Source organism: Nesterenkonia cremea (assembly GCF_014642675.1).
Taxonomy (GTDB): Bacteria; Actinomycetota; Actinomycetes; order Actinomycetales; family Micrococcaceae; genus Nesterenkonia; species Nesterenkonia cremea.
Genome location: NZ_BMIS01000004.1, coordinates 70,601 through 95,510, shown reverse-complemented (window position 1 = coordinate 95,510; position 24,910 = coordinate 70,601). Strand labels below are relative to the sequence as shown.

Genomic DNA, 24,910 nt, shown 5'->3' with positions numbered 1-24,910 from the left:
CGTTCTCCTCACGTGGATCTGATCGGGCGAATCCCTACTCTATCCAGCCGGCGGCCTCTGAAAGATTCTGATGCGATCTCTCATCCGGCTCTCATGATGACCCACCACTCTTATACCCATGAGCATCACGGTTGCCCTGTACTCCCACGATTCGGTCGGCCTGGGCCACGCCCGCCGCAACCGGGCCATCGCCTTCGCGCTGGCCGCCGACCTGCCGCGCCTGACCGGCCAGCAGGTCCGTGGGCTGCTCATCGCCGGGCACCCGGATGCCACCAACGATTCCCTGCCCCCGGGCTGGGACTGGCTGGTCCTGCCCGGCTTCACCCGCACCGAGAACGGCTACGCCTCCCGGAAGCTGACCATGTCCGTGGAACAGCTGACCGCTCTGCGCAGCTCCACCGTCTCCGCCGCGCTGGAAGCCATCAGCCCGGATCTCTTCATCGTGGACCGGCATCCCTTCGGCGTGGGCGGCGAGCTCAAGCCCGCCCTGCAGATGCTCCGCGATCGCGGCCGGACCACCACTGTCCTGGGCATGCGCGATGTGCTCGACACTCCCCAGACCGCTCAGCGCGAATGGGAACGGGTGGGCGGCGGTGCCGGCGTGGCCGAGCACTATGACGCGGTGTGGGTCTATGGCGACGACGCCGTCTACGACCCCTTCGCCACCGGCGAGCTTCCCCCGGAGCTGGCCTCCCGCAGCCGCTCCACCGGCTACCTCTCCCACGGCCGTCCGGATGATCCCACGGGCGAGGACACCGTCCAGCCCTATGTGCTGACCATGGTGGGCGGCGGCTCCGACGGCGGCCAGATCGCCCTGGCGGCCGCCCGCGCCCAGGCCCCCGTCGGGCACCGCCATGTGATCCTCACCGGACCCCAGATGCCGGCCGCCGACTATGAGCGGATCTCCGCCGCCGTGGGCGAATCGGCCCACCTCAACGGCAGCCAGCAGGTCCAGGTGCGCCGCTACGCCCCCAACGTCCCCAAACTGATCCGCGAGGCCGCCGCCGTGGTCTGCATGGCCGGCTACAACTCGCTGGCAGAGGTCATGGCCACCACGACGCCTGCCCTGGTGGTCCCGCGCAGCACCCGCCGGGCGGAGCAGCCGCGCCGCGCCGCCGCCCTGGCCGCCGCCGGTGCGGTCAGCACGCTGCCGGCCGAACAGCTGACCCCGGCCGCCCTGTCCTTCTGGTTCTCCCACGCCGTCCACCAGCGCACGCTGCGCGACGGCGTGGACCTGGACGGCCTGACCCGGGTGGGCGACTTCGCCGCCGAGCTGATCAGTCGCCGCGCAGTGCTCGCTTCAGCTGAGGCCTATGACTCGCACGCACTCGATGAGGAGCCCGCATATGTCCGCTGACGCCATGTCCACAGCACAGCCCCACCCCCAGGAGCCCGTGGTCGGCTATGTCCTGAAGATGTACCCGCGCTTCTCGGAGACCTTCATCGTCTCCGAGATCCTGGCCCGCGAGGCCCGCGGCGAGAAGATCGTCATCTTCTCCCTGCGGCCCTCCACCGACACCCGCTTCCACCCTGAGCTGGCCCGGGTGAAGGCCCCGGTGGTCCACGTCTCCCGGCCCAACACCGCCGGGCGCTTCTGGCAGCACCTCAGCGAGACCGGCTCCGATGAGCAGCTGCTGGAGGGTGTGCGCACGGTGCTCCCTGAGCTGCTGCGCCACAGCTCCGACGACGCCGTCCAGGCGGTCTCCGTGGCACGGCTGGCCCGTGAACAGGGGGTCACCCATCTGCACGCCCACTTCGCCTCTGTGGCCACCACCGTGGCCCGGACCGCTGGGCAGATCGCAGGGATCCCCTACTCCTTCACCGCCCACGCCAAGGACATCTTCCACGAGGATATCGACCAGCTGGAGCTGGAGCAGAAGTTCGCCGATGCCCACCACTCGATCACCATCTCGGGCTACAACCTGGCGGATCTGCGCCGCCGCTTCCCGGAGGCGACCGCCACGCTGAAGCTGGTCCGCAACGGCCTGGAGATGGAGCGCTTTCCCTACGCCCCGCGCACCCGGGCCGGGGCCGGGACAGAGACTGAGGAGCAGAGCGTGCCGCGGCTTCTCTCCGTGGGACGCTTGGTGGAGAAGAAGGGCTTCCACCTGCTCATCGACGCCGTGTCAAGGCTGCGCGAGGCCGGCGTCGTGGTGGAGGCCGATATCGCCGGAGACGGCCCCATGGCCGCTGACCTGGAACGACAGATCCAGCGCCTGGGTATGCAGGACCAGGTCCGGCTGCTCGGAGCCCGCACCCAGGCCGAGGTCCGGGAGCTGCTGGGCACCCATGACGTGTTCGTCGCACCCTTCGTGGTGGGCCGGGATGGGAATGCTGACGGGCTTCCGACTGTTCTTCTCGAGGCTATGGCACGCGGCATCCGTTGCGTGGCAGCCGATGTGACCGCCGTCGGGGAGGTCATCCGCACCGGTGAGACCGGGTGGCTGGTGCCCTCCGGCGACGCTGTGGCCCTGACGGACGCCGTCTCTGAGGCCATCCGAACCGACTCCGCCTCCGCCGCCGAGCACCGGCGGCGCACCGACAACGCCCGCGCACTGGTGGAGGAGCTCTACGACTCCCACCGCCAGGCCTCCGCGCTGAGCGCTCTGGTCACAGCAACCCGAACCGTTGCGCAGGATCCCCTGAGAGAACAGGACCGCGCAGAAGGAGCACTGCTATGAGAATCGCCTACCTGCTGGCCGATCCCGGCATCGGCGTCTTCGGCACCAAGGGTGCCTCCGTGCACGTCCAAGAGATGATCCGGGCGTTCCGCACCCACGGCCACGAGGTGACCGTCTACTGCGCCAAGCGCGGCGATAAGGCCGGTCAGCCGGACACCGAGTCGGTGCCGGAGGATCTGGCGGATCTGCGCGTGATCACCGTTCCGGTGGACGCCGAGGCCCCAAAGGATGTGGCCTCCCGCGAACAAGCCATCACCCAGGCCTCCCTGCAGATGGCGCAGCTGGCCGCGTCCGAGGACTATGAGCTCATCTACGAGCGCTACTCACTGTTCTCCGAGGCCGGCGCCACGCTGAAGTCCCTCTACACCGAGCGCGACAGCGATCTGGACCATGGCTTCATCCGCGACGTCCCGCTGGTCATGGAGGTCAACGCCCCGCTGTTGCAGGAGCAGGGCACCCACCGCGAGCTCCACGAGGCCGAGGGCGCTGAGCACATCACCCTGCGCGCCCTGGGCGGCGCCGACGTGGTCTCCTGCGTCTCCGAGCCGGTGGCACAGTGGGTCCGCGGCATCCTGGGCGAGCAGATCGGCGATCCGCGCGTCATGGTCATCCCCAACGGTGTGAACACCGAGCGCTTCCACCCCCAGGAGCACCAGGAGGAGGAGTCCTCCCAGGACCGCCCCTTCACCGTGGGCTTCGTGGGCACGCTCAAGCCCTGGCACGGCACCGATGTGCTGCTGCATGCCTTCGCCGCAGCCCTGCACGCCGACCGCTCCTCCTGGCGCCTGGAGTTCGCCGGCACCGGACCGGAGCAGCTGCGCCTGGAGCGGATGGCCGATGAGCTCGGCATCGCCGACCAGGTCTGCTTCCACGGCGCTGTCGCCCCGCAGGAGATCCCTGCGATCCTCACCCGGTTCGACGTGGCTGTGGCCCCGTATCCCGAGCCGCAGGCCGCAGGACACTACTTCTCCCCGCTGAAGGTCTATGAGTACCTGGCCGCAGGCGTCACCGTCGTGGCCTCTGCCGTGGGCGAGCTGCCGGAGCTGCTCTCCGGGCAGTCGAGCAATGCGCTGGATGCCCGCGGAGAGAAGATCTCCGCCGGCCAGCGCGGACTGCTGGTCCCCGCCGGCGATGAGAACGCGCTGGCCAATGCACTGGATCAGCTGGCCTCCCGCCCGCAGCTGCGCACCCGCCTGGCCTTCGCCGGCCGCGCCGCCGTCGTGGAGCGCCACACCTGGACCCGCCGCTGCGGCGATCTGCTGCGCGCAGTGGGCCTGTCCAGCAGCACCCACGCCGGGTTGACCACACCCCTGCCGGTGCTCTCCCCGGCCATGCTGGCCGAACTGACCGATGACATCCCCCACGAGCCCCTCGGAGTGACCCCGCGATGAGTGAACGCCCGAAGTCCCCGCGTGCCCAGCACCGTCAGGGGCTGATGCGCACGCTGAGGATGATCGGGCCTCATCTGAAGGAGCATAAGCTCCTGATCACCCTCGGCATGCTGGCCCTGCTCGGGGATGTGCTCTTCCGCATCCTCGAGCCCTGGCCGGTGAAGTTCGCCGTGGACAACGTCACCGAGGCTCTGGGCGCAGAGATCGCCGAGGTGGAGACCGTCCCCGACGACGTCGGCACCGTACTGGCCTTCTGGGCGGTCATGCTGGCGCTGATCGTCGGCGGACGGGCAGTGTGCAACTACTTCTCCACCATCGCCTTCGCCAAGACCGGTGTGAAGGTGGCCACCCGGCTGCGCTCACGGGTCTTCGACCACATCCAGTCGCTCTCGCTGCGCTATCACTCCAAGGCCAGCGTGGGAGACACCTCCCAGCGTCTGGTGGGCGATATGGGCCGGCTGCAGGAGGTCGCGGTCACCGCGGGCCTGCCGCTGGTGGGCAACCTGCTCACGCTCATCGCGCTGTTCATCGTGGTGATCGTGCTCAACCCGGTGCTCTCCCTGGTGGTGCTGGCGACGGCGGCGCTGTACTTCCTGATCAGCCGCTTCGCCTCCCCCAAGATCACCACCGCCTCCCGGGCCACCCGCAAGGGCGAGGGTCAGCTGGTTGGGGACGCCGCCGAGGCGCTGGCCGCCATCCGCGTGGTCCAGGCCTACGGGCTGGAGGACACCGTGGCCCAGGGCTTCGCCGCGGGCAACCAGAAGGCGCTGAAGGCCGGCATCAAGGCCCGCAAACTCGCCGCCCGGCTGGAACGCTCCACCGATCTGCTGGTGGGCATCTCCACCGCCGTGGTGCTGGGCTTCGGCGGCTGGCAGGTCCTGGGCGGGGTCATGACTCCCGGAGACATGGTCCTGTTCCTGATGTACCTGAAGATCGCCATGAAGCCGCTGCGCGATATGGCCAAGTACACCGGGCGCATCGCCCGGGCCACCGCCTCCGGCGAGCGCATCGCCGATCTGCTGGACGAGCCGGTGGAGATCACCGATCCGGACCCCGCCCAGCCGATGGGCCGCGTCCACGGAGACATCGCCTTCTATAGGGTCACCACCAAGGACGGCCACGGACGTGAGCTGTTCAAGGATCTGAGCCTACACATCCCCGCCGGACAGCGCGTGGGCCTGCTTGGCCCCTCCGGTGCGGGCAAGTCCACCCTGGCCGGCTATCTGCTGCGTCTGGCCGATGTGGACTCAGGTTCTGTGCTGATGGACGGCCATGACACTCGCCGCGTCACCCGTGAGGATCTGCGCAGCAACGTCTCCATCCTGCTGCAGGAGTCCGTCCTCTTCGCCACCACGGTGAGAGAGAACATCCGATACGGCCGCCTGGACGCCACCGATGAGGAGGTGGAGGACGCCGCCCGCCGCGCCGGCGCCCATGAGTTCATCGAGGCCCTCCCCGAGGGCTATGACTCCGTGCTGGGCAACCGCGGTGACACGCTCTCCGGCGGTCAGCGCCAGCGGATCGCCATCGCCCGGGCCCTGGTCCGCAATGCACCGGTGGTGATCCTCGATGAGGCCACTTCGGGGCTGGATCCGGCCTCCCGTGCCTTGGTGGAGTCCTCGCTGCGCGAGCTGACCCGCGGCCGCACCACCGTGGCCATCACCCACGATCTCAGCACAGTTCAAGGTTTGGACCGCATCCTATGGTTGGACCAGGGCCAGATCGTCGAGGACGGCTCCCCCGAGGAGCTGCTGGCCGATGAGAACAGCATGCTGGCCCAGTGGGCGTCGACTCAGCGCGAGTCCATGCGGGACCAGCACCTGAACGCAGAGGATCGTGTGTGACTGAAGGGACGCAGGTCGCAGTGAGCAATCCCCGTGAGGCACATGCTCATGCGGCAGAGGTGGCCGGGCTGGACGGCGCGGAGGCGCTGCTCAGCGCAGCAGGACTGACCCAGCTGCTGGGGACGGAGACCGAGCCCACGCATCTGCGGATGAAGCCGGGGCATTCGGTGATCGTCAGTCATCGCGGCCTCCACAGCGGGGAGCACGGCTGGACCATGCTCACCGCCGACGCCGACAAATACGGCAAGCTGCTCTCCCGCGCCGAGAAGCTGAGCCGGGAGCTCACCGTCCACCGCGCCGAGTCCCCCTATCTGGTCTCCGGCAGCGTCTGGGCCGACCGCTGGCTGGGCCGCGAGCTCGAGGCCGCCCGCACGGCCCTGGGTGAGGACGCTCGCTGGCAGATCCTGCGCTACAACCCCCGACGCCGAGTGGTCGCCGTCGTGGACCACTTCAGCGAGGCCGGCGAGCCGGCCCGCCATGTGGTGCGGGTGGGCGCCCAGCCGCTGGACCATATCGTCACCGCCGCTGAACGCTGGCGCGAGGCCGGGCTGCCGATCAGCCGGGTGAAGCCACTGGGCGGCCGCGGAACCACTGTGACCGCTCCGCTGTGGGGCCACACCGATCTGCTCGAGGCCCCCTATGCCCCGGCGGCCCATTCCGCCGGGCGCCGGATCGCCGAGCTGCACACCCAGGTCAGCCGCAGCACCAGCGCTGAGGGGCTGGCCATGCTGGAGGCCGATGTGGACGGCCATGTCGACGCCGTCGCGCAGGTGGCCCCCTGGCTGGCCGAGCGCGTGGAGACCCTGGCGGAGAAGCTGACCTCGGCCGCCATGGCCCAGGATCCGGGTGAGCCGGTGCAGCTGCACGGCGACCTCTCCCCCGATCAGATCCTGCTGGCCGCCCCGGGCAGCCATAAGATCCGCATCATCGATCTCGACCGGGCCGGGCTGGGACCGGCCATGCGCGACGTCGGCTCCTGGGCGGCCTCCTGCCGCGGCGCCGGAGTGCCGGAGCTGCAGGAGGCCTTCCTGGCCGGCTATCAGGAGGTCTCCCAGCCCGACCCGCCGGCCATGGCGCTCTGGGAGAGCTATGCCCATCTGGCCTCCGCGCTGGACCCCTTCCGCAACTGCGACGCCGCCTGGGCCGATACAGTGACCCGGAGAATCGAATCGGCTGAGACCGCTGTGGAGAACTGTGCACTACCTACCCCCTGAGACTGCCCAGGCTGAAGGCCGCTCGTGGCTGGTCGAACGCGTCTGGCCGGCTGACTCGGCCCCGCTGCCGGTGGAGGTCCGTGCCGCCGGGGGCGATGACCCTGAGCTGCGCGCCGGCTGGTTCCACCCTGCCGGAGAGGACGCCGGAGACTCCGGTGAAGGCCGGCTCGAGCTGCTGCCCACCGGTGAGGATCCCAAGCTGAAGGCACTGGCGGAGACTGCCGCGGACGGCGTCGTGGTCTCCCACCGTCCGGCCAAGCGCGCTGTGGTGCGCCGTGAAGGCACCGGCACGCAGTTCATCAAAGTGGTGCGTCCGGGCCGGGCCGCCGGGATCCTGGAAGGGATCCGCCGGGCTCAGGCCTTCGACGGGCCCTTCCGCACGCCGCGGGTGCTGGCCTCAGATGACTCCACGGTGACCTTCGAGGCGCTGCGTGGGACCAGTCTGCATGAGGCCCACCGCTTCTCCGCCCAGGACTGGGAGGTGGCCTGGGCGCAGGTGCTCCAGGCCTGGGAGACCACCATCCAGCATCCCGGCGAGCTGCCCGAGGGCACCCCGGTCCACGACGCCGACGCCGAGATCGCCGTGCTGCGCCAGTGGGCTCGGAACGTGCAGCCGGTGATCGAGGACTTCGAGCTGCTGGTGGATGCCGTGGAGTCGGCGGCGCATCTGCTGGAGGACGCGTCCACCGGCAAAGTGGTCCCGGCGCACCGGGATCTGCATGACAAGCAGCTGATGTGGTCTCCGGATCATGGGCCGGGCATCCTGGATGTGGACACCGCCTGCCTGGCCCCGCCGGCCCTTGACCTGGCGAATCTGCGTGCTCACGCCCACTGGCGGGCTCAGCAGGGCGTGTGGACCCAGGAGCAGTCGGCGGCTGTGGTGCGCGCGATCAACGACACCGCCTACCGCGCCGGCGTCCCGCAGGACACGCTGGCCGCCTATGAGCATGCCACGCTGCTGCGCCTGGGCTGCGTCTACGCCTTCCGGCCGCGCTGCGCCGCCCACGCCGCCTCCCTCCGTGCTTCCCTCCGCTCGTCTCTGCGTGGGTGATCGGAGAAAGCCATCTCAGGCCCGTCCTTCGCCGGAATTTGGCCAATTCTTGGGTTCTGTCGATCACCCACGAGCAGGAGGTGGCGGCTAGGGTGGGGATGTGGCAGCTGAACGTTCCAAAGATGAGGTTCGGGCCGAACAGCGGCAGGCACGACGCCGGCTGAGCGGCTCGGAGATCCAGGCGCGGGCCGAGCAGCTCTCGGCACTGCTGCTGGAGCAGATCCCCACCTCCCAGCCTGTGCTGGGGTACCTGCCCATGCCGGGAGAACCCGATGTGCTGAGCTTCCTGACCGCGCACTATGCCCGCGGCGGCGAGGTCTTCGTCCCTGTGATCACCGGCGAGCGCCAGATGCTCTGGGGGCCGTGGAGTCCCCAGGCGCCCACTCGGCGCAGCAGCTGGGCCCCGGTGCAGGAGCCTGAGGGCGACCGGCTGCATCTGACCGAGATCCTTTCGGAGCGGCCTGAGGTCACGGCGCTGATCCCCGCAGTGGCCATGGATCACCGCGGCGGACGCCTGGGCCAGGGCGGCGGCTACTACGACTCCCTCTTCGGCCCCGAGGGCGCCGCCACCGCATCAGCCGCGGATGCCGACGACGGCATCAGCGCCCGGTTCATCGCCGTGGTGCATGCCGAGGAGGTCCTGGAGCCCGGCAGCTTCGCGGTCCTCCCTCATGACCTGCGTGTACCGGAGATCGCCACACCGGAGAAGCTCCTGCAGGTCTGAGCGCATCGGCCGGGGCGCATCACCGCGTTCGGGCCGCTATATACTGGTGCAGCTATGCCTACCTATTCGTACCTGTGCAAGGACTGCGGCCACGCCTTCGACATCGTCCAGTCTTTCAGCGACGACTCTCTGTCCACCTGCCCCGAGTGCACCGGCACGCTGCGCAAGAAGTTCGGCAATGTGGGAGTCACCTTCAAGGGCTCCGGCTTCTACCGCAATGATGCCCGTGGAAGCTCCAGCTCCTCCTCCGGCTCGTCGAGCTCTTCCAGCAGCGGCGGAAGCTCCGACGACGGCTCCTCCGGGTCATCCTCCGGCTCCTCCTCGGACTCCTCCTCCAGCAGCTCGAGCAGCACCACCTCCGCCTGAGCGTGACTCAGCCAGGGTTCTGAACCCTCGAGGATCTGCCGAACCTCGCTCTGCCCTCCAGCCCAGATCAGCCCTGCCCGCTGACCATGCTCAGATGGAGTCTGCCCTCATGGGTGGCCTCGGCGATGGTCTCTGCGGTCTCGGCCTCCACGGCCACGATGACCACATTGCCGGCCTCCCCTGCGCCGGGCAGCCAGTTCTCGTCCTCTGAGGTGGGCGTCCAGAGCACCGGTGCTGCCGCTGCCACCGTGCGTGAGGATGTCCCGGACTCGGCGGAATCTGCGGAGACCAGCACATCTACGCTCTGCCCCGGGGTCAGCATCCCCACGATGGCTGTATCGGCCGGACGTACCGGCACGGCGACGACGCCCTCCTCCTGATCCTGCAGCAGGCCCGGTCCCACCAGATGCTCCTGGTGCACCAGCGCACCGGCCGGCAGCGGTACGGCCACCTGCTGACCCAGCAGCTCCTCCAGCTCGGCCTGCTGAACGGGCACCGCCGCCGCATCCATCTGTGTCTCCTCCAGTTCTGAGGCTGTGAGCTCCTGGCCGGCGGCCACCGGCGAGGTCACCTGAACCGCCGTGGCGGTCTCCACCTGGGCTTCCCCTCCGGCGAGGATTCCTGCTCCCACAGCGCAGACGCCCAGCAGCAGCGCCAGCGGCACCCGCAGCCGCTGCAGGCGGCGGCGGAAGGAGGAGCCGCGCAGCCGACGATTCACCCGCGGCGGACGGTCCCTGCGGCGCAGCGCCGCAGCACCACGGCGTGAGCCCCGCGATGAACGCTTCAGCGCTGTGGTCCGCGGAGCTGCGACATGGGGGCCGGCCGTGGCGTGAGAGTCAGCCGCTCGGAGTCCCGCCGTTCGGGACGGTGCTGTTCGGGTCGGTGCTGTTCGGGACCTTGCTGAGCGTGGCTGTGCTGAGCGTGGCCGTGCTGAGCCTGACCCTGCCCCAGCCCGCTCAGAGAGTCGTGCCTCCGCGCGCGGTGCGCCGGCGGCAAGCTCCTGCGCCTGGGGATCCTCCTGCGGGGCGCCGGCATAGCTGCGGCGCTGGCGACGGGTGTTCAGGGCTGTGCCGGCGGCGTCGGCGTGGAGATGAGTGCTCATGGACCCAGCATCACCGCGCTCAGCCCAGGACAGGGTGCACTGGGCTGGCTCTGGGGACCGCCGGGCGCGGCAGACTCAGCACCAGGACTGCTGTGGAGGAATCAGTCCCAGTGGGGTGGGCGCTGTTCCAGGAACCACCGGTCGCGGGCTGAGGCTCCCCCGGAGCCCTTCCCCTCGGTGCCGGACTTCTTCTCCGCGCCGCCTGCCAGCCCGTGGTCTGAGCCCTTCAGCGGGTCATAGACCTGCGACTCCACATCTTCGGGCTGCCCGGAGGTCGGCGGTGCGACCACACGACGCCGCTTCCGCGACCGGCCCTGATCCGCCCGGCCCGCCTGCGACGACGGGTCAGACTCTCCCGGCCCGGCCGGACTCTCCGCAGAGCCGTTCACTGCACCCACTTGCCCCGCTCCCGGGGTGAGGGCCACTTCTTGGAGCGGCGGTGGGCCTCCTCGTCCTCGGCGTCGGCGGCTCCGCCGAAGCGCACCGGCTGGGAGCGTCCGGTCTGGATGCGTGCTCCAGCGCCCTCTTTGGGCAGCCGGTCGGCCAGCGCGCCGGTGGTGGTCAGTGCGATACGGCCTGCCTCGGCGAACTCCGGCCCCGCCGCCAGGCCGACCTTATCGGCCACTACTTCGGTGCAGCGGATGGGATCGGAGAAGACCTCGATGGTCCAGAGCACCATGTAGTTCCAGCCCAGGCGTTCGAAGGCCTCCGGGCGCTGGCGAGAGCGCTCGCGCACCGACATCTGCGCATAGCCCTCGGTGCCGTCCGATGCCATGGCCAGCGGCACCACCTTGGTCATCGGGGTGACCTTGCGCGGGCAGGCGGCCAGGTCCAGCGTTCCGCGGAAGCCGTCCTCCACGCGGCCGCCGCGGGCCCGGATCCGGTCCACCAGGTCCAGGACCAGCGGATCGGTCAGCGAGGCCGAGGCGGTCGGGTTGCCCTCGGCCCCCATAGCGGTGTCCAACAGCCGGTACAACTCAGCGGCGCCGTTGTTGAGCAGACCCGGGTTGAGGTCCGAGGGAGCCAGCGAGGTGACGATCTTCAGCTGCTCGCGAGCACGGGTCATCGCCGCGGCGAAGTACTCGCGTCCGCGGGTCTCGGAGAGCTCACCGAACTCGTGCACGGCCTCGCCCTTGATGGAGCGGCCGAAGCCCAGGGAGAAGATGACGTCGTCGCGGACCAGTCCCTGGGCACGCTCCACCGGAGCCACCACGAAGGACTCCCCCGCCCCGACGCCGGAGCCTGCGGCCCCGTGCTCGAAGTAGGGCTTGGCCCAGGAGTGGTTGGCCATGTTGAGCCGGATCGCATCGGCCACCCGCCTGGCATGCCATTCGGAACCGGTGATCACGGCCAGGGAGCGGTCCCGGTTGGCGCGGACATGCTCGAAGACCATGTCCACCACCCGGTTGACCTCCACGGTGGGAGACTCCACGGAGTCGCGCCCGCCGGGCCGGCTGCTGTTCGCACCCAGGTGCTCCACGCTGAGGCTGCGGCCCTGGCCGGTGAGCTGGGCGGCGTCGGGAAGGCGGACCAGCTCTCCGTCGTAGAGCGACTCGGAGATGATGCTGGTCAGCTCCTGATCCACTCCGCGGTGGACGCGGCGCAGCGTCTGCTCGGGCAGCACGGCGGCCAGCTCGGTGAAGATGGAGGTGGGCACCTGCTGCTCAGCCTCGCGGGCGATCGGATCCGCGGAGACCTGGAACTGCTTGGGCGCACCGGAGACCGGGTCGCCGAAGGCCACCACCTGCTCAGCGCGGGAGATCGCGGCCAGTGCGGCCGGGACCGCCAGAGTCTCAGCGTCGAGCAGCAGCACGGCATCGAACTCTGCCGAACCCGAGGCCATCGGGTCATGCGGGAACTGCTCGGCCAGGCCCAACGGCGAGGTGGTCCAGATGGGCACCAGCGGCTGGGTCAGCGCCGGCTCCACCTCCTCCAGGTCCGGCACGGTGGGAGCAGTGTCCCGCAGCAGGGTCTTCAGCTGTCCGGCGGCGGCCGGGTGGGCCTCCACCGCAGACTTCCACCGCACGGCCAGCCGGTGGTTCAGCCGCTGGGCGCCGGTCTCGATGTGGGCGGCGTCGGCCTGGCGGAACTCGGCCTCGATGGTGCGCAGATTCTCGCCGGTGGTCATGGCCAGGTAGTCGTCTCCGGAGATCATCGCCTCCAGGGCCGACTGCCACCAGGCCAGCTCCAACTCATCGGCCACCTGGGCCTCGCCCACCTGACGCTGGGCGAAGTCGTCCAGCAGCTCGCGGAAGCCCTGCTCACGCAGCTGCTCGGTCAGCAGGGTGCGCTCGGGAAGGGTCTCCAGCGGCTGCTCATCGGAGGCGAGGGTCTCCACCGTCTCCAGCATCTTCTCCGCCGGCATATCCATGAGCGTCAGTGGGCCGCCCGGGCCCTCCTCCGGCTGGTCCGGTTCCCTCCGGCCCACTGTCTCAGTCTCAGGATCATAAGGAGCAAGCACGGAGACCAGCTTCTCCAGACTGGTCTGGACATCGCCCATGATGTCGGCCAGCCGGTCCAGGTTCTTGGGCGCCTTGGGCAGCGAGGGGTTCTTCGCATCCGTGGGAGTCCAGTTGGTCCAGTCCTCGCGCTCAGACTGCACGTCCACCAGCGAGCTGTGGAGGTCGTTGATGGAGACCCCGGGACGCACATACTCCTTGGCCACGCGGCGCAGCCGGGAGCGGGTCATCGAGGACATCTCCACATTGTGCTGACGCCTCCACCAGCCCGGAGCGGTGGCGGCGATCAGATCATCCACGGACTTGGCGTAGACGTCATGGCTGAACTTACCCAGCGACTCCTGCACGCGCTGGAACAGCAGCACCTGGGCGTGCCAATCAGCAAAGCTGGTGCCCAGTTCGACGCCGACCTGCCCGACGGCGGCCTCCATCTGTCCCTTCAGCCGGGGCAGCTCCTCATTGAGCTGCCGGACCAGCGTCATGGCATCCCGAGTCTCCTGCCGGTTGGACAGCCGGGCCCCGAACCAGGGGCTGCTGCGGGTCTCCGGAGAGAAGGAGCCGAGCTCGGCGGCGCGCTTGAGCTTCACAGCCACCTGGCTGCGGTCCACCGTGTTGTCCAGCACCGAGCGCTTCAGCCGCACCGAGGTCGACGGCGAGGGGTTCAGCGAGGTCAGCGCGGCCAGGGCCTGCATGGCCTGATACGGGGAGCACTGCCAGCGGGAGCGCATATTGTGCAGCGACTTCACATGGTCCACCAGCTGGTGGCGGCGCTCGGCCAGCTTGGCGTGCAGCGCACCCTGGCGCGGCGGCTCGGCACGTTCGGCGCGGCGGATGGCGCGGATCATCTGGTCGCGCAGCTGCTCGGGGGTGGCCGAGGCGGGGACGTTCATGGCCAGCGTGCCCAGCCTGACATCGCTGAGCCGGCGCTTGAGCTCCTCCAGCACGGCGGTGCGCTCGGCGACCACCAGCACGCGCTTTCCCTGCCAGGCCAGGCCGGCTGCGGCATTGATGGCGGTCTGGGTCTGTCCGGTGCCCGGAGGCGTGGAGACCACAGTGGAGATCCCGGAGAGGACGGCGTCCAGGGCGGTCTGCTGGTCGGCGTCGGCGTCGGCCACCAGCAGCTCCTCCCGCGGATCACGCTCATCCAGCGGCGGGAGGTCGGCCAGCGCCTGCTCCGCCTCGGTCTGGTCCAGCGTGGCGCCGGAGGCCAGGGAGCTCAGCACCGGGTGGTCCAGGTTCAGCGCAGCAGGATTCCCCAGGTCGGCCAGATCGGCGAAGGTGGAGACGTAGACCTGCCGCCAGACCTGCAGGGACTCCAGGGCGGAGCTGCTTCCTTCCTCAGCCGCAGAGGCGGTGCGGGAGGCCACACGGGAGAGCAGCTCGGCGGTGCGCAACGGGTCGAATCGTGCGGTGGCGTAGCCGGCGTTGTGGAACTCCACCGGGTCCAGCAGCAGCCCGTGGTGGGCCAGCATATGCCGGGACAGCGCAGTGTTCAGCCGCGCCGGGCCGGTGAACTGGATCTCGTAGTCGTCGTTGCTCTCCTCGCGCGGGCGCAGGCTGATCGGGACCAGCATGACCGGCGCGGTGAACTGCTCAGATCCTCCCGAGGGCGAGGCCTCGGTCCAGGAGGCGATGCCGGCGGCCAGGAAGCCGACGTCGATGCCGCGCTCCTCGGACATCTCCCGGGTCTTGGCCCGGATGCCCTGGGCCGCCTGGCGGCCGGCGCTGAACGCACCGGCCTCGTTGAGCAGCGTGGAGAGCCTGGTCCGGCGCCCTGCGAAGAGCTGCATGATGCCGGAGGTGTTGCCCTCGGTCAGGTCGATCGCGTTGTGCTGCGAGGGCGTGAACCGCAGCATCGTGTCATTCTCGGTGCCGGTTCCCAGCGACTCGATCCATGCCGTGACGTCTCCCCCCGCGGGGGCGCCGTCGGCATGCTCGGCGTGCTCCGTGCTCGCAGCGTCAGGCTTCTCGCTCACATTCGACCTTCCAGGACCGTTCATTCTGAGAGACGATGCTAGATCATTCCCACTCGATGGTCCCGGGTGGCTTCGAGGTCACGTCGAGGGTTACTCGGTTGACCTCCTGCACTTCGTTGGTGATGCGGTTGGAGATCTTGGCCAGCAGGTCATACGGCAGGCGCGACCAGTCGGCGGTCATGGCGTCCTCGGAGGACACCGGACGCAGCACGATCGGGTGGCCGTAGGTGCGGCCGTCGCCCTGCACGCCCACGGAGCGCACATCGGCCAGCAGCACCACCGGCATCTGCCAGACATCCTGGTCCAGGCCCGACGCCGTCAGCTCCTCTCGGGCGATGGCGTCCGCCTTCCGCAGGATCTCCAGTCGGTCTGCGGTGACCTCGCCGATGATCCGGATGCCCAGGCCCGGGCCCGGGAAGGGCTGGCGCTGGACGATCTCAGCCGGCAGGCCCAGCTCGGCGCCCACCGCGCGGACCTCGTCTTTGAACAGGGCGCGCAGCGGCTCCACCAGCTTGAACTGCATGTCCTCGGGCAGCCCGCCCACGTTGTGGTGGGACTTGATGTTGGCCGCGCCCTCGCCGCCGCCGGACTCGACGACGTCGGGGTACAGGGTGCCCTGGACGAGGAACTCGACCTTGGCGCCGTCGGCGGCGGCCTCCTCCAGGATGGCCTTCTCAGCGTCCTCGAAGGCGCGGATGAACTCGCGGCCGATGATCTTGCGCTTCTCCTCCGGGTCCGAGACGCCGGCCAGCGCGGAGAGGAAGCGCTCCTTGTCATCGGCCACGTAGAGCTTGGCGCCGGTCGCGGCCACGAAGTCGCGCTTGACCTGCTCGACCTCGCCCTCACGCAGCAGACCGTGGTCCACGAAGACACAGGTCAGCTGCTCGCCGATGGCCTTCTGCACCAGGGCTGCGGCCACGGCGGAGTCCACGCCTCCGGAGAGGCCGCAGATCGCACGGGCTTCGCCGACCTGCTCGCGGATGGCCTCGACCTGCTCCTCAACGATGTTGCCGGTGGTCCACTCGGGCTTCAGCCGGGCGCCCTCATAGAGGAAGTTCTCGATGACCCGCTGGCCCTGCGGGGAGTGCTTGACCTCGGGGTGCCACTGCACGCCGTAGAGGCGGCGCTGCTCGTCGGCGAAGGCGGCCACGGGGGCGCCGTCGGAGGTGGCCAGGACGTCGAAGCCCTCCGGTGCCTGCTGGACCGAATCGCTGTGGGACATCCAGGTGGACTGCACCTCATCGGTGCCGCCCAGCAGAGAGTGGGGTGCGGTGGTGGAGCGCACTTCGGTCTTGCCGTATTCGCGGTCTCCGGTGCGAGCCACCTCGCCGCCCAGGGCGTGTGCCATGGCCTGGAAGCCGTAGCAGATTCCCATGACCGGGACGCCTGCTTCGAAGAGCCCCTTCTCCACCGAGGGCGCGCCCTCTGCGTAGACGGAGGCGGGTCCGCCGGAGAGGATCACGGCGGCGGGGCTGCGGCGCAGGATCTCCTCGGCGGAGAGGGTGTGCGGCACGACCTCCGAGTAGACGCGCGCCTCACGGACGCGCCGGGCGATGAGCTGGGCGTACTGGGCGCCGTAGTCGACGACGAGGACCGTCTGGGCCTCCGAGTCCGCCCGCTCGGCGGCGGGGACGTCAGGGCGCTCTGCTGCAGGCTGAGAAGTCACCTGACCATCCTAACGGGTGCCATGACCCTGACGAGTCTCAGGTGCGGGAGCTCAGTTCACCGAAGCTCAGTACCGGGGTACGGCCTCGGGCTCGGACTCCAGGTCCTTCTTCACGAAGCCGACGATCTTGCGCTCCACGAAGAAGCTGAAGAAGGGCACCAGACCGCCGGAGATGATCAGCGCCAGCCGGCCCATGCCCCAGCGGATCATGTACCAGAGACGGAAGCCGGCCACCAGGTAGACGATGTAGGCCACACCGTGGGCCTGGGCGATCAGAGTGGAGGTGGACCGGGCGTCCTGCAGGGACTCTGCGGGGAAGAACCCGATGATGTTCTCCTCACCGGTGGCGGTGGTGCCGCCGATGTAGAGCTCCTGGCCCCCGTCCCAGAACACCCAGCCGAACAGGGAGCCGCTGATCAGGATCTTGGCCACCATGACCAGCAGGAAGATGCCGGTGATGAAGGCCATCACGCGGTAGAACTTCAGCGCGCTGCGGATCTGGGCGGGGGTGCCGTAGAAGCGGCGGGACTCCCGGCCCGGACGCGGCGGCGGAGTGCCCAGGTCGATCTCCTCCAGCGGAGTCTCGGAGCCGCCTGCGGCGGCCTCCGGGATCTCGGCTGCGCGGTCTGCGTTCTCTCTGGGGGTGTTCGGCTCGGTCACGATGAGGTGTCCTTCGGATCTCTGTTGTCCGGGTCTGTGGTGCCCGGACCGCTGGTGTCCGGATCTGTGGTGTGGCTGCCGGCGTCGGGCTCTGCTGCGGAACCGCCTGAGGAGACGCCCTCAGCTGCGCCGCCCTGGCGGGAGGCCTGCAGCTTGGCCAGCTGCTCGCGGCGCCACTGCTCCTCCCATTCGCGGTCCAGGCGCTGCTCCTCCAACTCCTTGATGTGGGCGTCCTTGACCATCCGCCACCACAGGTAGAAGGCGAAGCCGGCGAAGACCGCCCATTCCACGGCGTAGAAGAGGCTCTGCCAGTTGATGTCTGAGGTCTCGGGCTGGGTGCCCACCCAGACCGACTCCAGCGGGGAGTCCGCCGCCTCGGCTCCGATCTCCTCACCGGCGGCGTCGAGGGTGTCGAAGGCGACCACGAAGCCCGAGTACGAAGGCTCGTCCCAGATGTTGATCAGCTCGGCCGCGGAGAGGGTCGGGAAGATGCCGGGAGTCTCGCGCGGGCCGTCGCCCGGCGCCTCCGTGGGAAGCAGGCGGCCCTGGATCTCCAGCTGTTCGCCGTCGGGGAGGGCGTCGACCTCGTCGAGGTCATCCACCCAGCCGCGGACCACGGGGATCACCTCATCATCGGGGGCGCCGTCCACGCGGAACGCTGCGACCACCCAGTAGCCCATCTCCTCGCCCTGAAGGCGCTCATCGACGATGATCTGGGTGTCCTCGACGAATTCGCCGGAGATGTCGACGATCCGGTCGGCCTCATAGATGGTCATGCCGCGCTCGGGCTCATAGATCTCGGTCATCGGCACCGGCTCCTCGGTGAGGTGCTCCACCGGATTGCCCTCAGTGCGGGATTCGCCGAACTGCCAGGCGCTCATGACCACGAACACGGTGGCGAGGACGAGCGCGAGGACGAGCATCGCGATCCACTTGGGCTGCAGCGCGGTCTTGAGCACCCCACCAGGATACGCGCCATGCGAGATCTTCTACGAACCGTAGAAGTTGTGACGTGCGGAGTTCATATTCAGTGTGATCCGGCTCTCGATTTACCTATGTCACACCGCTGGTGTCAGTATGGGGTCATGATGCGCTTGGATCACGTCTCGTACGCAGTCGGACCGGACGGCCTGGACTCCACAGTCCGGCGGATCGTCGATGTTCTCGGCGTGGAACGCGTCAAGGGTGGACTCCATCCGCGCTTCGGCACACGCAATGCCATCATTCCCCTGGCCAAGCGCCAGTACCTGGAGATCGTGGAGGTCCTGGACCACCCCTCGGCTGATAAGGCTCCCTTCGGGCAGGCGGTCCGCAACCGTTCCCAGGTAGGCGGCGGCTGGATGGGCTGGTGCGTCACGGTGGACGATCTCTCCCACTTCGAGGAGCGCCTGGGCCGAAAGGCGGTGCCGGGCAACCGCAAGTTCCCCGACGGCAACGAGCTGACCTGGCAGCAGATCGGCATCAAAGGCCTGATCGCCGACCCGCAGGTCCCCTATCTGCTGCGCTGGGACGAGGGCACCGAGCACCTCCACCCCTCGCAGGCCTATCCCCCGCAGGCCGAGCTGACCAAGCTGTCCATCGCCGGCTCGCCGGAGCGTGTGACCGATTGGCTCAACTGCCCCGACGCCGATCCCTTCGAGGACGTGGACGTGGACTGGATCGCCCCCTCCGGCACGCCGGGCATCATGTCGGTCACCTTCCGCTCCCCCAACGGAGAAGTCACCATCTGAGGCTCCCGACGCCGGCGGCTCGGCCGCCGCGGCGCCGGTCCGGTGAGCACCGCTCACCGAGCCCCGCAGCCGGTTCGGCCCACCTCAGTGCTGGTCGGCGTCGTCAGTTCTGTGTGGCGTAGTCACCGAAGCTTCCGTCCTGCAGCGCCTCGGAGGCTTCTTCGATGGCCTGCTCATCCTGCCAGATCACGGCCTGGCCGGCCGTCTCTCCCAGGCCTCCGTGGGGCAGGGTGAACATGTCGATGTCACCGCCGCGGATGTTGCGCATCTCCCAGCCCAGGCTGGCCACATTCCCCGGATCGGCCAGCTCCGGATCCACCGTCATATGCGGTGCGAAGTCCTCCACCAGGTCATGGACCTGCGCGGGGCTGGAGAAGGTGGAGGGCTGAAGCACCTCGTTGAGCACTCCTCCGATGAAGGCCTGCTGGTTGGCCGTGCGCTGGTTGTCGCCGACCTCGTCGAAGGCGTCACGCTCCCGGACGAAGGACAGCGCCTCCTCCGGCTGCATATGCTGCGTGCCCTCGGCGTAGGTGTAGCCGTCCTTGGAGGTGAAGGAGACCGGGGAGTCCACCGCGACTCCGCCCAGGGTGCCCACCAGGTTCTGGAAGCCGATCATGTCCATGGCGGCCACGTGGTCGATGGGCACCTCGAAGAGCGACTCCATCGTCTCCACCGCCAGCGGCACTCCGCCCAGGGAGAAGGCGGCGTTGATCTTATGCTCGCCGTGGCCGGGGACCTCCACCCAGGTGTCGCGCAAGATGGACATGACCTGGATGCTGTCGCGCTCATGCGGGACATGGACCAGCATCATCGTATCGGCGCGGCCGGCGTTGGGGACCATCGGCAGGTCCTCCTCCGGACCGGAGCCGCCGCCCTCATCGGAGCCGATGAGCAGGAGGTTCAGCGACTCATCCTCCACCACGGTCTCGTCGCCGTCGTCATCGGTCTCCACCCGCTCAGGGCGGTCCGGACGGTCAGCGTCATCCGGGAAGGTCTCATCGAAGGTCTGGACGGACTCCTCATAGGAGCCGGCCAGCGAGTTCAGGTAGAAGAAGGAGAGGGCCAGACCGCCCAGCAGCAGCACTGCGGCGCCGCTGAGCACGAACATCACCCGACGCCGCCACCTGTTCCGCGGGGCCGCCTCGGTCTCTGGGGCGTCGTCGTCCTGGGCGAAGAGGTCCTGAGTCATCCCTTCCAGCGTACGGATCCCCGGTATGGCACGCGAACCACCGGGCCGCGCTCCAGGTGGGAGCTCCGCTGTTTCGCCCACGTGTCATCGGGATCGGCTAGAGTCGTTCCGAACACAGCACGCAGATCACGTGTGCACGGCCCTGAAGGGAGAGTCTGAGCTGAAGCGAAAAGCCCTCTCCCCTGTCCTGACGGTGATGGTCGGGGGTGCTCGCCTCCTCTACTCCGGCATGAAGCTGCTGCCGGTGCGGCGAAAAGTCGTCCTGATCACCCGGGAGCCCAAGCGGATCACCATCGACTTCGCGATGCTCAAGGAATCCATCCAGCGTGACTACCCCGATCACTCGGTGGTGCTGATCAAGCACAAGAAGCTCAGCTTCGCCTACGCCGCCAAGGCGGTCCGGGAGATGTACCACCTGGCCACCTGCCAGGCCTGCGTGGTGGACGGCTACATCATCCCTGTCAGCATCCTGAACCACCGCGAGCAGCTGCGGATCGCTCAGGTCTGGCATGCGCTCGGGGCCATCAAGAACTTCGGGCATCTGGCCTCCGGCACCCGCGAGGGACCCCACCCCAAGGTCGCCGAGATCATGCAGATGCATAAGCAGTACACCTTCATCACCGCGGCCGGCTCGGTCCCCGCCGAGATCTACACCGCGGCCTTCGGCGTCCCGCATGAGGCGGTCTGCCCGCTGGGCATGCCGCGGGTGGACTACCTGCTGGACGAGGGCCGGATGGCGGCCCGCCGGGCAGAGATCCTCAAAGCCTATCCGCAGCTGGAGGGCCGCAAGGTGGTCCTCTACGCTCCGACCTTCCGCCGGGGACGCCACATCCCCTACACCCAGCTGGCCACGGCCATGCGGGATCCGGAGGCAACACTGGTGCTGGTCCCCCACCCGCTGGACAAGTCCTCGCTGCCCGAGGGCGATCATGTGGTCATCGGCCGCAGCTTCGGCGTGCTGGACTGGCTGTCCATCGCCGATGCGCTGATCACCGACTACTCAGCCGTGGCCTATGAGGCCACGCTGCGGGACATCCCACTGGTCTTCTGGCCCTATGACATGGATGAGTACATCGGTGCCCGCGGCCTGGCCATCGACTACGACGCCGAGGTCCCCGGCCCCGTGGTGGAGACCGCCGCCGAGGCCATGGAGACGGCACTGACCTTCGAGACTCCGGACTACACGGAGTTCCGCTCCAAGCACCTGGACTACGTCACCGAGGACGGCGCCCTGCCCGAAGGCGACCCCGCCTGCACCGAGGCCATCGTGAAGGCGCTCGAGCTGCGCTGAACACCTGCGCCTGGGCGCGGCAGCGGTGCTCCACGGCGCTGCGCCGGTTCAGGAAGCCTCAAGCGGTGCTTGAATATCAGCTTTGCACCGCGTTGATAGCATGACCCAATAGGATACACCGATCACATCGCAGCTCGGCGCCTGAGTGTTGCCGTGCCCGACGCTCAACGAACGAGGGGATCAGTTCGTCAGCATGAAGCGCGTTCTCACGTATGGGACCTTCGACCTCCTGCACTGGGGGCATATCAACCTGCTCAAGCGAGCCCGTGAACTCGGCGACTACCTGGTGGTGGCCGTCAGCACCGATGAGTTCAACGAGCAGAAGTACGGCAAGCCCGCCAGCTATCACGACTTCGAAGTCCGCAAGTCCATGCTGGAGGCCGTGCGCTATGTCGATCTGGTGGTCCCCGAGGCCAGCTGGGAGCAGAAGGCCCAGGACGTGGAGCAGCTGCACATCGACACCGTGGTCATGGGAAGCGACTGGCAGGGCTCGGAGCGCTTCGAGCCCCTGCGGGAACAGTGCGACGTCGTCTACCTCCCCCGCACCGACGGAGTCTCCACCAGCCAGATCCGCCGGGACCTCCTGGTGGAAGCGGTCAGCGATCAGCGCGGACGCCGCTGGCACCACCGCACCCCGCAGCACGTTGCGGCACGCAGCTTCGCCCGCTCCGCCTGAGCCGGGCCCGGCCGATCAGGCCCTCCCGAGCAGCACCTGCCGATCAGGGCGAGTAGGCGTAGTGGTCGCCCTCTGACATCTCGAAGCCGACGCCGGTCAGGGTGTTCCAGCAGGAGATCCGGTCCTCCAGGGAGACGCAGGCCAGGAATCCATCCGTGGCGGTGTCATCATGGGCGAGGGTCTCGTAGTCCTCATCGGCGCTGAGTTCGCTGTCGCAGTCCAGCCCCGGGGTGTCCCCGTCCACCTGCATGGTGAAGGTGGCGCCGTCCTCGCAGCCCTCGGGCGCACCGGCGTCCTGCTCCAGCACAGTGCAGGTCAAGCCGTCTTCGAAGAGGCAGATCTTGTTCTCGTCCGGGGTGATGAACCCGTCCATCTCCTGGGCGCCGTCGGCGCTCATCATCTGGTCGGACCAGTCGGTGCCCACAGCCTCGAAGGAGCCGGCGGTGTCCTCGTCTCCCCCGCTGCGCACGCCCTCATAGACGGCGGCGGCGTGGATGTTGTCGCAGGAGTCCTGCAGGTCCTCGAAGAGGTCCTCCAGCATGCCGGCCTCCTGCTCCATGGCATCAGCGTCTGAGGCCGTCTCCACGAAGGCGGCCACCTCGGCTGCGTCCTCCTCCGGGTTCTGGCAGGTGGAGTCATCGGGCAGGGCCGTCAGCTCGGTGCGCGCCCCGTCGAGATCCACCTCGTCCTCCGCGGCGTCCTCCTCCTGCTCGGCCGGCTCACCCTGGTCGGGCGCCTCCTCCTGCTGCGGGGCGGGCTCCTCCTGCTCAGGGGCCGGCTCCTCGGCCATCTGGTCGCCGGAGTCGCCCAGCAGAGCGAAGATCAGCACGGCCACAGCGATCAGACCTACCAGCGGCAGCAGCACGGCGGCCAGCACTTTGGGGGCACGGGATTCGCGCTCACGGGGCGGCTGGACCGAGGCGGCCTGGACCTGTTGGGCATAGGCGGCCTGCTCCTGAGCCGCATAGCCTGCGGCGGCGGCCGGAGCGGCAGCTGCGGGATACTCCGGCTGCACGGCGCTGTCCGGCTCGGCACCTGCCGCAGCGGCGGCCTGGGCCCCGGCGGCCTCCTCCGGTTCCTCAGTCACCGCAGGGATGTACTGGGTCTGCTCCTCGTCAGAGTCCAGAGCCTGGTCAGGCTCCGGGGCGTCCAGCCGCTGCTCCAGGAAGGCGGGACCCTGTGCGGCCATGCCTTCGTGGACGGCGGTCTCCTCCTCCGCAACAGGGGGCAGCTCACCGGTCTGCTCCTCGGAAGGCTCAGCACTCGTGTCGGCACCGGACGCGGCAGTGCCGGCGGATGCGGCGGCACGGCTGGCCAGGGCGGCGTCGATCTCTGGATCGTTCATCGCCCCCAGCGCCTCAAGCAGCTCCGGGTAGGTGCCGGGGTTGGCAGCCACAGCCGGACGCAGGCTCGGGTAGTTCTCCGCGATGAAGTGCAGAGTGTCCCAGTCGGCGTCGGGGTCCTGCGCCAACGCCTCGATCTGGGCCAAACGATCATCAGGGGTGCCGTGAGTGCTCATCGTACCCAGCCTAGATGATTCCGCGTTATGCCGTTGTTCAGAAAGCAGAATGAATCCGTTGTGAATGGCGGATAGACTCGCCTCTTGTGAAACGGGTCCTGACCTACGGCACCTTCGACCTCCTGCACTGGGGGCATATCCGCCTGCTCAAGCGCGCCAAGTCCCTGGGCGACTATCTGGTGGTCGGGCTGAGCACCGACGGCTTCAACGCGCAGAAGCCCGGCAAGAAGTCCAGCTATCACGTCTACGAGACCCGCAAGACCATGCTGGAGTCCATCCGCTACGTGGATCTGGTCATCCCCGAGGTGACCTGGGAGCAGAAGCTGGCGGATGTGAAGAAGTACAGCATCGACACGGTGGTCATGGGCAGCGACTGGGAGGGCTCGGAGAAGTTCGAGTACCTCAAGGACTACTGCGAGGTGCTCTACCTCCCGCGCACCGAAGGCACCTCCACCTCACAGATCCGCCGGGATCTGCTCTGGGAGGCCATCGGGTACCGCGAGGAGGAGGAACAGTAGGCCGACGACGCCGAAGGCCCCGGTCCCAGCACCGCTCAGTTCCCCGCGGTGCCCCGCATCCACCGGCAGTGAGACCGCGCCTGCGAGCGCAGGCGCTCAGCCGCGGGCCGCGGCCAGCACCTCCGGTGAGAGGTTGTACATCCGCAGTTTGGCGTAGTCAGCGATCTGCTGGTCGGTCATGCTCCGGATCACCTCGGCCTCAGCCGCGGGCCCTCCCTCGATCTGCGCGCCGCCCTGGGGCAGCGAACTGGAGAGCGGGCCGCCGTGCAGCGGCACATCGATCACGCTGATCGCCGCTGCGGTCAGAGAGATGACATGGGAGCGATCGATCAGCCCCAGGCCCTCCAGCAGCGCCTTGGTAGAGGTGCCGTGGGAGACCAGGACCACAGTGCGCAGGTCGTAGTCGGTGTCCACCGAGGGTGTGGGCTCCAGATCGGCGGCGCCGCGGACGATCTCGAAGAACGTACTGCGCATCCGCTCCACCACTGCGGCCGGATCCTCGCCCTGGGGCGGAGTCCCCTCCCCCTTCTTCCAGGACTTATAGAGCTCGGCGTACTCGCTCTTGGCATCGGCGGTCTGCATGCCTTCCCAGTCGCCCAGGTTCTGCTCGATGAGCCCGGGGCGCTCGATCGGGGCGAAGCCCAGCTCGAAGGCGGCGAAGGTGGCGTGGGTGCGCTTGAGCGGGGAGACGTAGCCGGCGGCAGGGTTCTGGCTGCGGATGTAGAGTCCCGCGGCCCTCGCCTGCTCGATCCCTGAAGGGGCCAGAGCCACCTCGGACTGTCCTTGGAGCCGGTGCGCCCGGTTCCACTCGGTCTCTCCATGCCTGACGCAGATCACTCGAATCACGACCATG

21 protein-coding genes are annotated in these 24,910 nt (G+C 68.7%); 12 read left to right on the top strand and 9 right to left on the bottom strand.

From position 1 onward, the window contains the following. Positions 1 to 118: 118 nt before the first annotated feature. From IEW85_RS05880 to IEW85_RS05845, 8 genes are all read left to right on the top strand, one after another. Positions 119 to 1,357, top strand: a complete 1,239-nt coding sequence (locus IEW85_RS05880) for a glycosyltransferase family protein (RefSeq protein ID WP_188683687.1) — start codon at positions 119 to 121, stop codon at positions 1,355 to 1,357. Further along, complete coding sequence (locus IEW85_RS05875; protein ID WP_188683685.1) at positions 1,347 to 2,681, top strand: glycosyltransferase; 1,335 nt, start codon at positions 1,347 to 1,349, stop codon at positions 2,679 to 2,681. The genes IEW85_RS05880 and IEW85_RS05875 overlap by 11 nt, the downstream gene beginning before the upstream one ends. Next, entirely contained in the window at positions 2,678 to 4,072 is a 1,395-nt protein-coding gene (locus IEW85_RS05870; protein ID WP_188683683.1) for a glycosyltransferase family 4 protein, read from the top strand. The genes IEW85_RS05875 and IEW85_RS05870 overlap by 4 nt, the downstream gene beginning before the upstream one ends. Then, positions 4,069 to 5,916 (top strand): ABC transporter ATP-binding protein, encoded by a 1,848-nt coding sequence (locus IEW85_RS05865; RefSeq protein ID WP_188683681.1) that lies wholly within the window; start codon positions 4,069 to 4,071, stop codon positions 5,914 to 5,916. The genes IEW85_RS05870 and IEW85_RS05865 overlap by 4 nt, the downstream gene beginning before the upstream one ends. Continuing rightward, positions 5,913 to 7,130 (top strand): phosphotransferase family protein, encoded by a 1,218-nt coding sequence (locus IEW85_RS05860; protein WP_188683679.1) that lies wholly within the window; start codon positions 5,913 to 5,915, stop codon positions 7,128 to 7,130. The genes IEW85_RS05865 and IEW85_RS05860 overlap by 4 nt, the downstream gene beginning before the upstream one ends. After that, entirely contained in the window at positions 7,111 to 8,181 is a 1,071-nt protein-coding gene (locus IEW85_RS05855) for a phosphotransferase (RefSeq protein ID WP_188683677.1), read from the top strand. The genes IEW85_RS05860 and IEW85_RS05855 overlap by 20 nt, the downstream gene beginning before the upstream one ends. Before the next feature lie 100 nt (positions 8,182 to 8,281). Continuing rightward, positions 8,282 to 8,905 carry a 5-formyltetrahydrofolate cyclo-ligase gene (locus IEW85_RS05850; protein ID WP_188683675.1) on the top strand — a complete coding sequence of 208 codons (624 nt, stop codon included), beginning with the start codon at positions 8,282 to 8,284 and terminating at the stop codon, positions 8,903 to 8,905. Between the two features lie 54 nt (positions 8,906 to 8,959). After that, complete coding sequence (locus tag IEW85_RS05845) at positions 8,960 to 9,271, top strand: FmdB family zinc ribbon protein (protein ID WP_188683673.1); 312 nt, start codon at positions 8,960 to 8,962, stop codon at positions 9,269 to 9,271. Between the two features lie 67 nt (positions 9,272 to 9,338). Here the strand turns inward: IEW85_RS05845 and IEW85_RS05840 are convergent, their stop codons facing one another. The 6 genes from IEW85_RS05840 to IEW85_RS05815 all read right to left on the bottom strand — a co-directional run bounded on the left by IEW85_RS05840 (position 9,339) and on the right by IEW85_RS05815 (position 18,093). Further along, entirely contained in the window at positions 9,339 to 10,373 is a 1,035-nt protein-coding gene (locus IEW85_RS05840; RefSeq protein WP_188683670.1) for an RcpC/CpaB family pilus assembly protein, read from the bottom strand. A 101-nt stretch (positions 10,374 to 10,474) separates the two neighbouring features. Then, positions 10,475 to 10,771 carry a hypothetical protein gene (locus IEW85_RS05835; RefSeq protein ID WP_188683668.1) on the bottom strand — a complete coding sequence of 99 codons (297 nt, stop codon included), beginning with the start codon at positions 10,769 to 10,771 and terminating at the stop codon, positions 10,475 to 10,477. After that, a complete protein-coding gene (locus IEW85_RS05830) occupies positions 10,759 to 14,808 on the bottom strand; it encodes a DUF4011 domain-containing protein (protein WP_188683666.1) in 4,050 nt (1,349 codons plus the stop codon). Before IEW85_RS05830 ends, IEW85_RS05835 begins: the two co-directional genes overlap by 13 nt. Positions 14,809 to 14,851: 43 nt before the next feature. Beyond that, on the bottom strand, positions 14,852 to 16,474 hold the full coding sequence (gene guaA, locus IEW85_RS05825) for a glutamine-hydrolyzing GMP synthase (protein ID WP_188683664.1): 1,623 nt from the start codon (positions 16,472 to 16,474) through the stop codon (positions 14,852 to 14,854). A gap of 66 nt (positions 16,475 to 16,540) precedes the next feature. Beyond that, positions 16,541 to 17,134: a DUF3817 domain-containing protein gene (locus tag IEW85_RS05820; RefSeq protein ID WP_229658837.1), complete on the bottom strand. Its 594-nt coding sequence runs from the start codon at positions 17,132 to 17,134 to the stop codon at positions 16,541 to 16,543. Further along, positions 17,131 to 18,093: an SURF1 family protein gene (locus IEW85_RS05815; protein ID WP_188683662.1), complete on the bottom strand. Its 963-nt coding sequence runs from the start codon at positions 18,091 to 18,093 to the stop codon at positions 17,131 to 17,133. The genes IEW85_RS05820 and IEW85_RS05815 overlap by 4 nt, the downstream gene beginning before the upstream one ends. A gap of 126 nt (positions 18,094 to 18,219) precedes the next feature. Between IEW85_RS05815 and IEW85_RS05810 the strand changes: the two genes are divergently transcribed. Further along, on the top strand, positions 18,220 to 18,864 hold the full coding sequence (locus tag IEW85_RS05810) for a VOC family protein (RefSeq protein WP_188683660.1): 645 nt from the start codon (positions 18,220 to 18,222) through the stop codon (positions 18,862 to 18,864). Positions 18,865 to 18,967: 103 nt separating this feature from the next. On the opposite strand, the gene IEW85_RS05805 is transcribed toward IEW85_RS05810, so the two are convergent. Next, complete coding sequence (locus IEW85_RS05805) at positions 18,968 to 20,053, bottom strand: LCP family protein (protein ID WP_188683657.1); 1,086 nt, start codon at positions 20,051 to 20,053, stop codon at positions 18,968 to 18,970. A 196-nt stretch (positions 20,054 to 20,249) separates the two neighbouring features. Between IEW85_RS05805 and IEW85_RS05800 the strand changes: the two genes are divergently transcribed. Both IEW85_RS05800 and tagD (IEW85_RS05795) read left to right on the top strand, forming a co-directional pair. After that, positions 20,250 to 21,344, top strand: a complete 1,095-nt coding sequence (locus tag IEW85_RS05800; RefSeq protein ID WP_188683655.1) for a CDP-glycerol glycerophosphotransferase family protein — start codon at positions 20,250 to 20,252, stop codon at positions 21,342 to 21,344. 193 nt (positions 21,345 to 21,537) lie between these two features. Further along, positions 21,538 to 22,020, top strand: a complete 483-nt coding sequence (tagD, locus tag IEW85_RS05795) for a glycerol-3-phosphate cytidylyltransferase (protein WP_188683653.1) — start codon at positions 21,538 to 21,540, stop codon at positions 22,018 to 22,020. A 43-nt stretch (positions 22,021 to 22,063) separates the two neighbouring features. Here the strand turns inward: tagD (IEW85_RS05795) and IEW85_RS05790 are convergent, their stop codons facing one another. Then, positions 22,064 to 23,539, bottom strand: coding sequence for a variant leucine-rich repeat-containing protein (locus tag IEW85_RS05790; RefSeq protein ID WP_188683651.1), 1,476 nt, complete (start codon positions 23,537 to 23,539; stop codon positions 22,064 to 22,066). 86 nt (positions 23,540 to 23,625) lie between these two features. Here IEW85_RS05790 and tagD (IEW85_RS05785) point away from each other — a divergent pair, with 86 nt between their 5' ends. Continuing rightward, positions 23,626 to 24,057 (top strand): glycerol-3-phosphate cytidylyltransferase, encoded by a 432-nt coding sequence (tagD, locus tag IEW85_RS05785; RefSeq protein ID WP_188683649.1) that lies wholly within the window; start codon positions 23,626 to 23,628, stop codon positions 24,055 to 24,057. Between the two features lie 96 nt (positions 24,058 to 24,153). Here the strand turns inward: tagD (IEW85_RS05785) and IEW85_RS05780 are convergent, their stop codons facing one another. Next, a complete protein-coding gene (locus IEW85_RS05780) occupies positions 24,154 to 24,909 on the bottom strand; it encodes a histidine phosphatase family protein (protein WP_229658836.1) in 756 nt (251 codons plus the stop codon). Position 24,910: the final 1 nt, after the last annotated feature.

Excerpts from the sequence above, each read along its gene's own strand:
- IEW85_RS05880 (WP_188683687.1), top strand. The coding sequence starts at position 119 with ATGAGCATCACGGTTGCCCTGTACTCCCACGATTCGGTCGGCCTGGGC.
- IEW85_RS05875 (WP_188683685.1), top strand. The coding sequence starts at position 1,347 with ATGTCCGCTGACGCCATGTCCACAGCACAGCCCCACCCCCAGGAGCCC.
- IEW85_RS05870 (WP_188683683.1), top strand. The coding sequence starts at position 2,678 with ATGAGAATCGCCTACCTGCTGGCCGATCCCGGCATCGGCGTCTTCGGC.
- IEW85_RS05865 (WP_188683681.1), top strand. The coding sequence starts at position 4,069 with ATGAGTGAACGCCCGAAGTCCCCGCGTGCCCAGCACCGTCAGGGGCTG.
- IEW85_RS05845 (WP_188683673.1), top strand. The coding sequence starts at position 8,960 with ATGCCTACCTATTCGTACCTGTGCAAGGACTGCGGCCACGCCTTCGAC.
- IEW85_RS05840 (WP_188683670.1), bottom strand. The coding sequence starts at position 10,373 with ATGAGCACTCATCTCCACGCCGACGCCGCCGGCACAGCCCTGAACACC.
- IEW85_RS05810 (WP_188683660.1), top strand. The coding sequence starts at position 18,220 with ATGATGCGCTTGGATCACGTCTCGTACGCAGTCGGACCGGACGGCCTG.
- IEW85_RS05805 (WP_188683657.1), bottom strand. The coding sequence starts at position 20,053 with ATGACTCAGGACCTCTTCGCCCAGGACGACGACGCCCCAGAGACCGAG.
- IEW85_RS05800 (WP_188683655.1), top strand. The coding sequence starts at position 20,250 with ATGGTCGGGGGTGCTCGCCTCCTCTACTCCGGCATGAAGCTGCTGCCG.
- tagD (WP_188683653.1), top strand. The coding sequence starts at position 21,538 with ATGAAGCGCGTTCTCACGTATGGGACCTTCGACCTCCTGCACTGGGGG.
- IEW85_RS05790 (WP_188683651.1), bottom strand. The coding sequence starts at position 23,539 with ATGAGCACTCACGGCACCCCTGATGATCGTTTGGCCCAGATCGAGGCG.
- IEW85_RS05780 (WP_229658836.1), bottom strand. The coding sequence starts at position 24,909 with ATGGTCGTGATTCGAGTGATCTGCGTCAGGCATGGAGAGACCGAGTGG.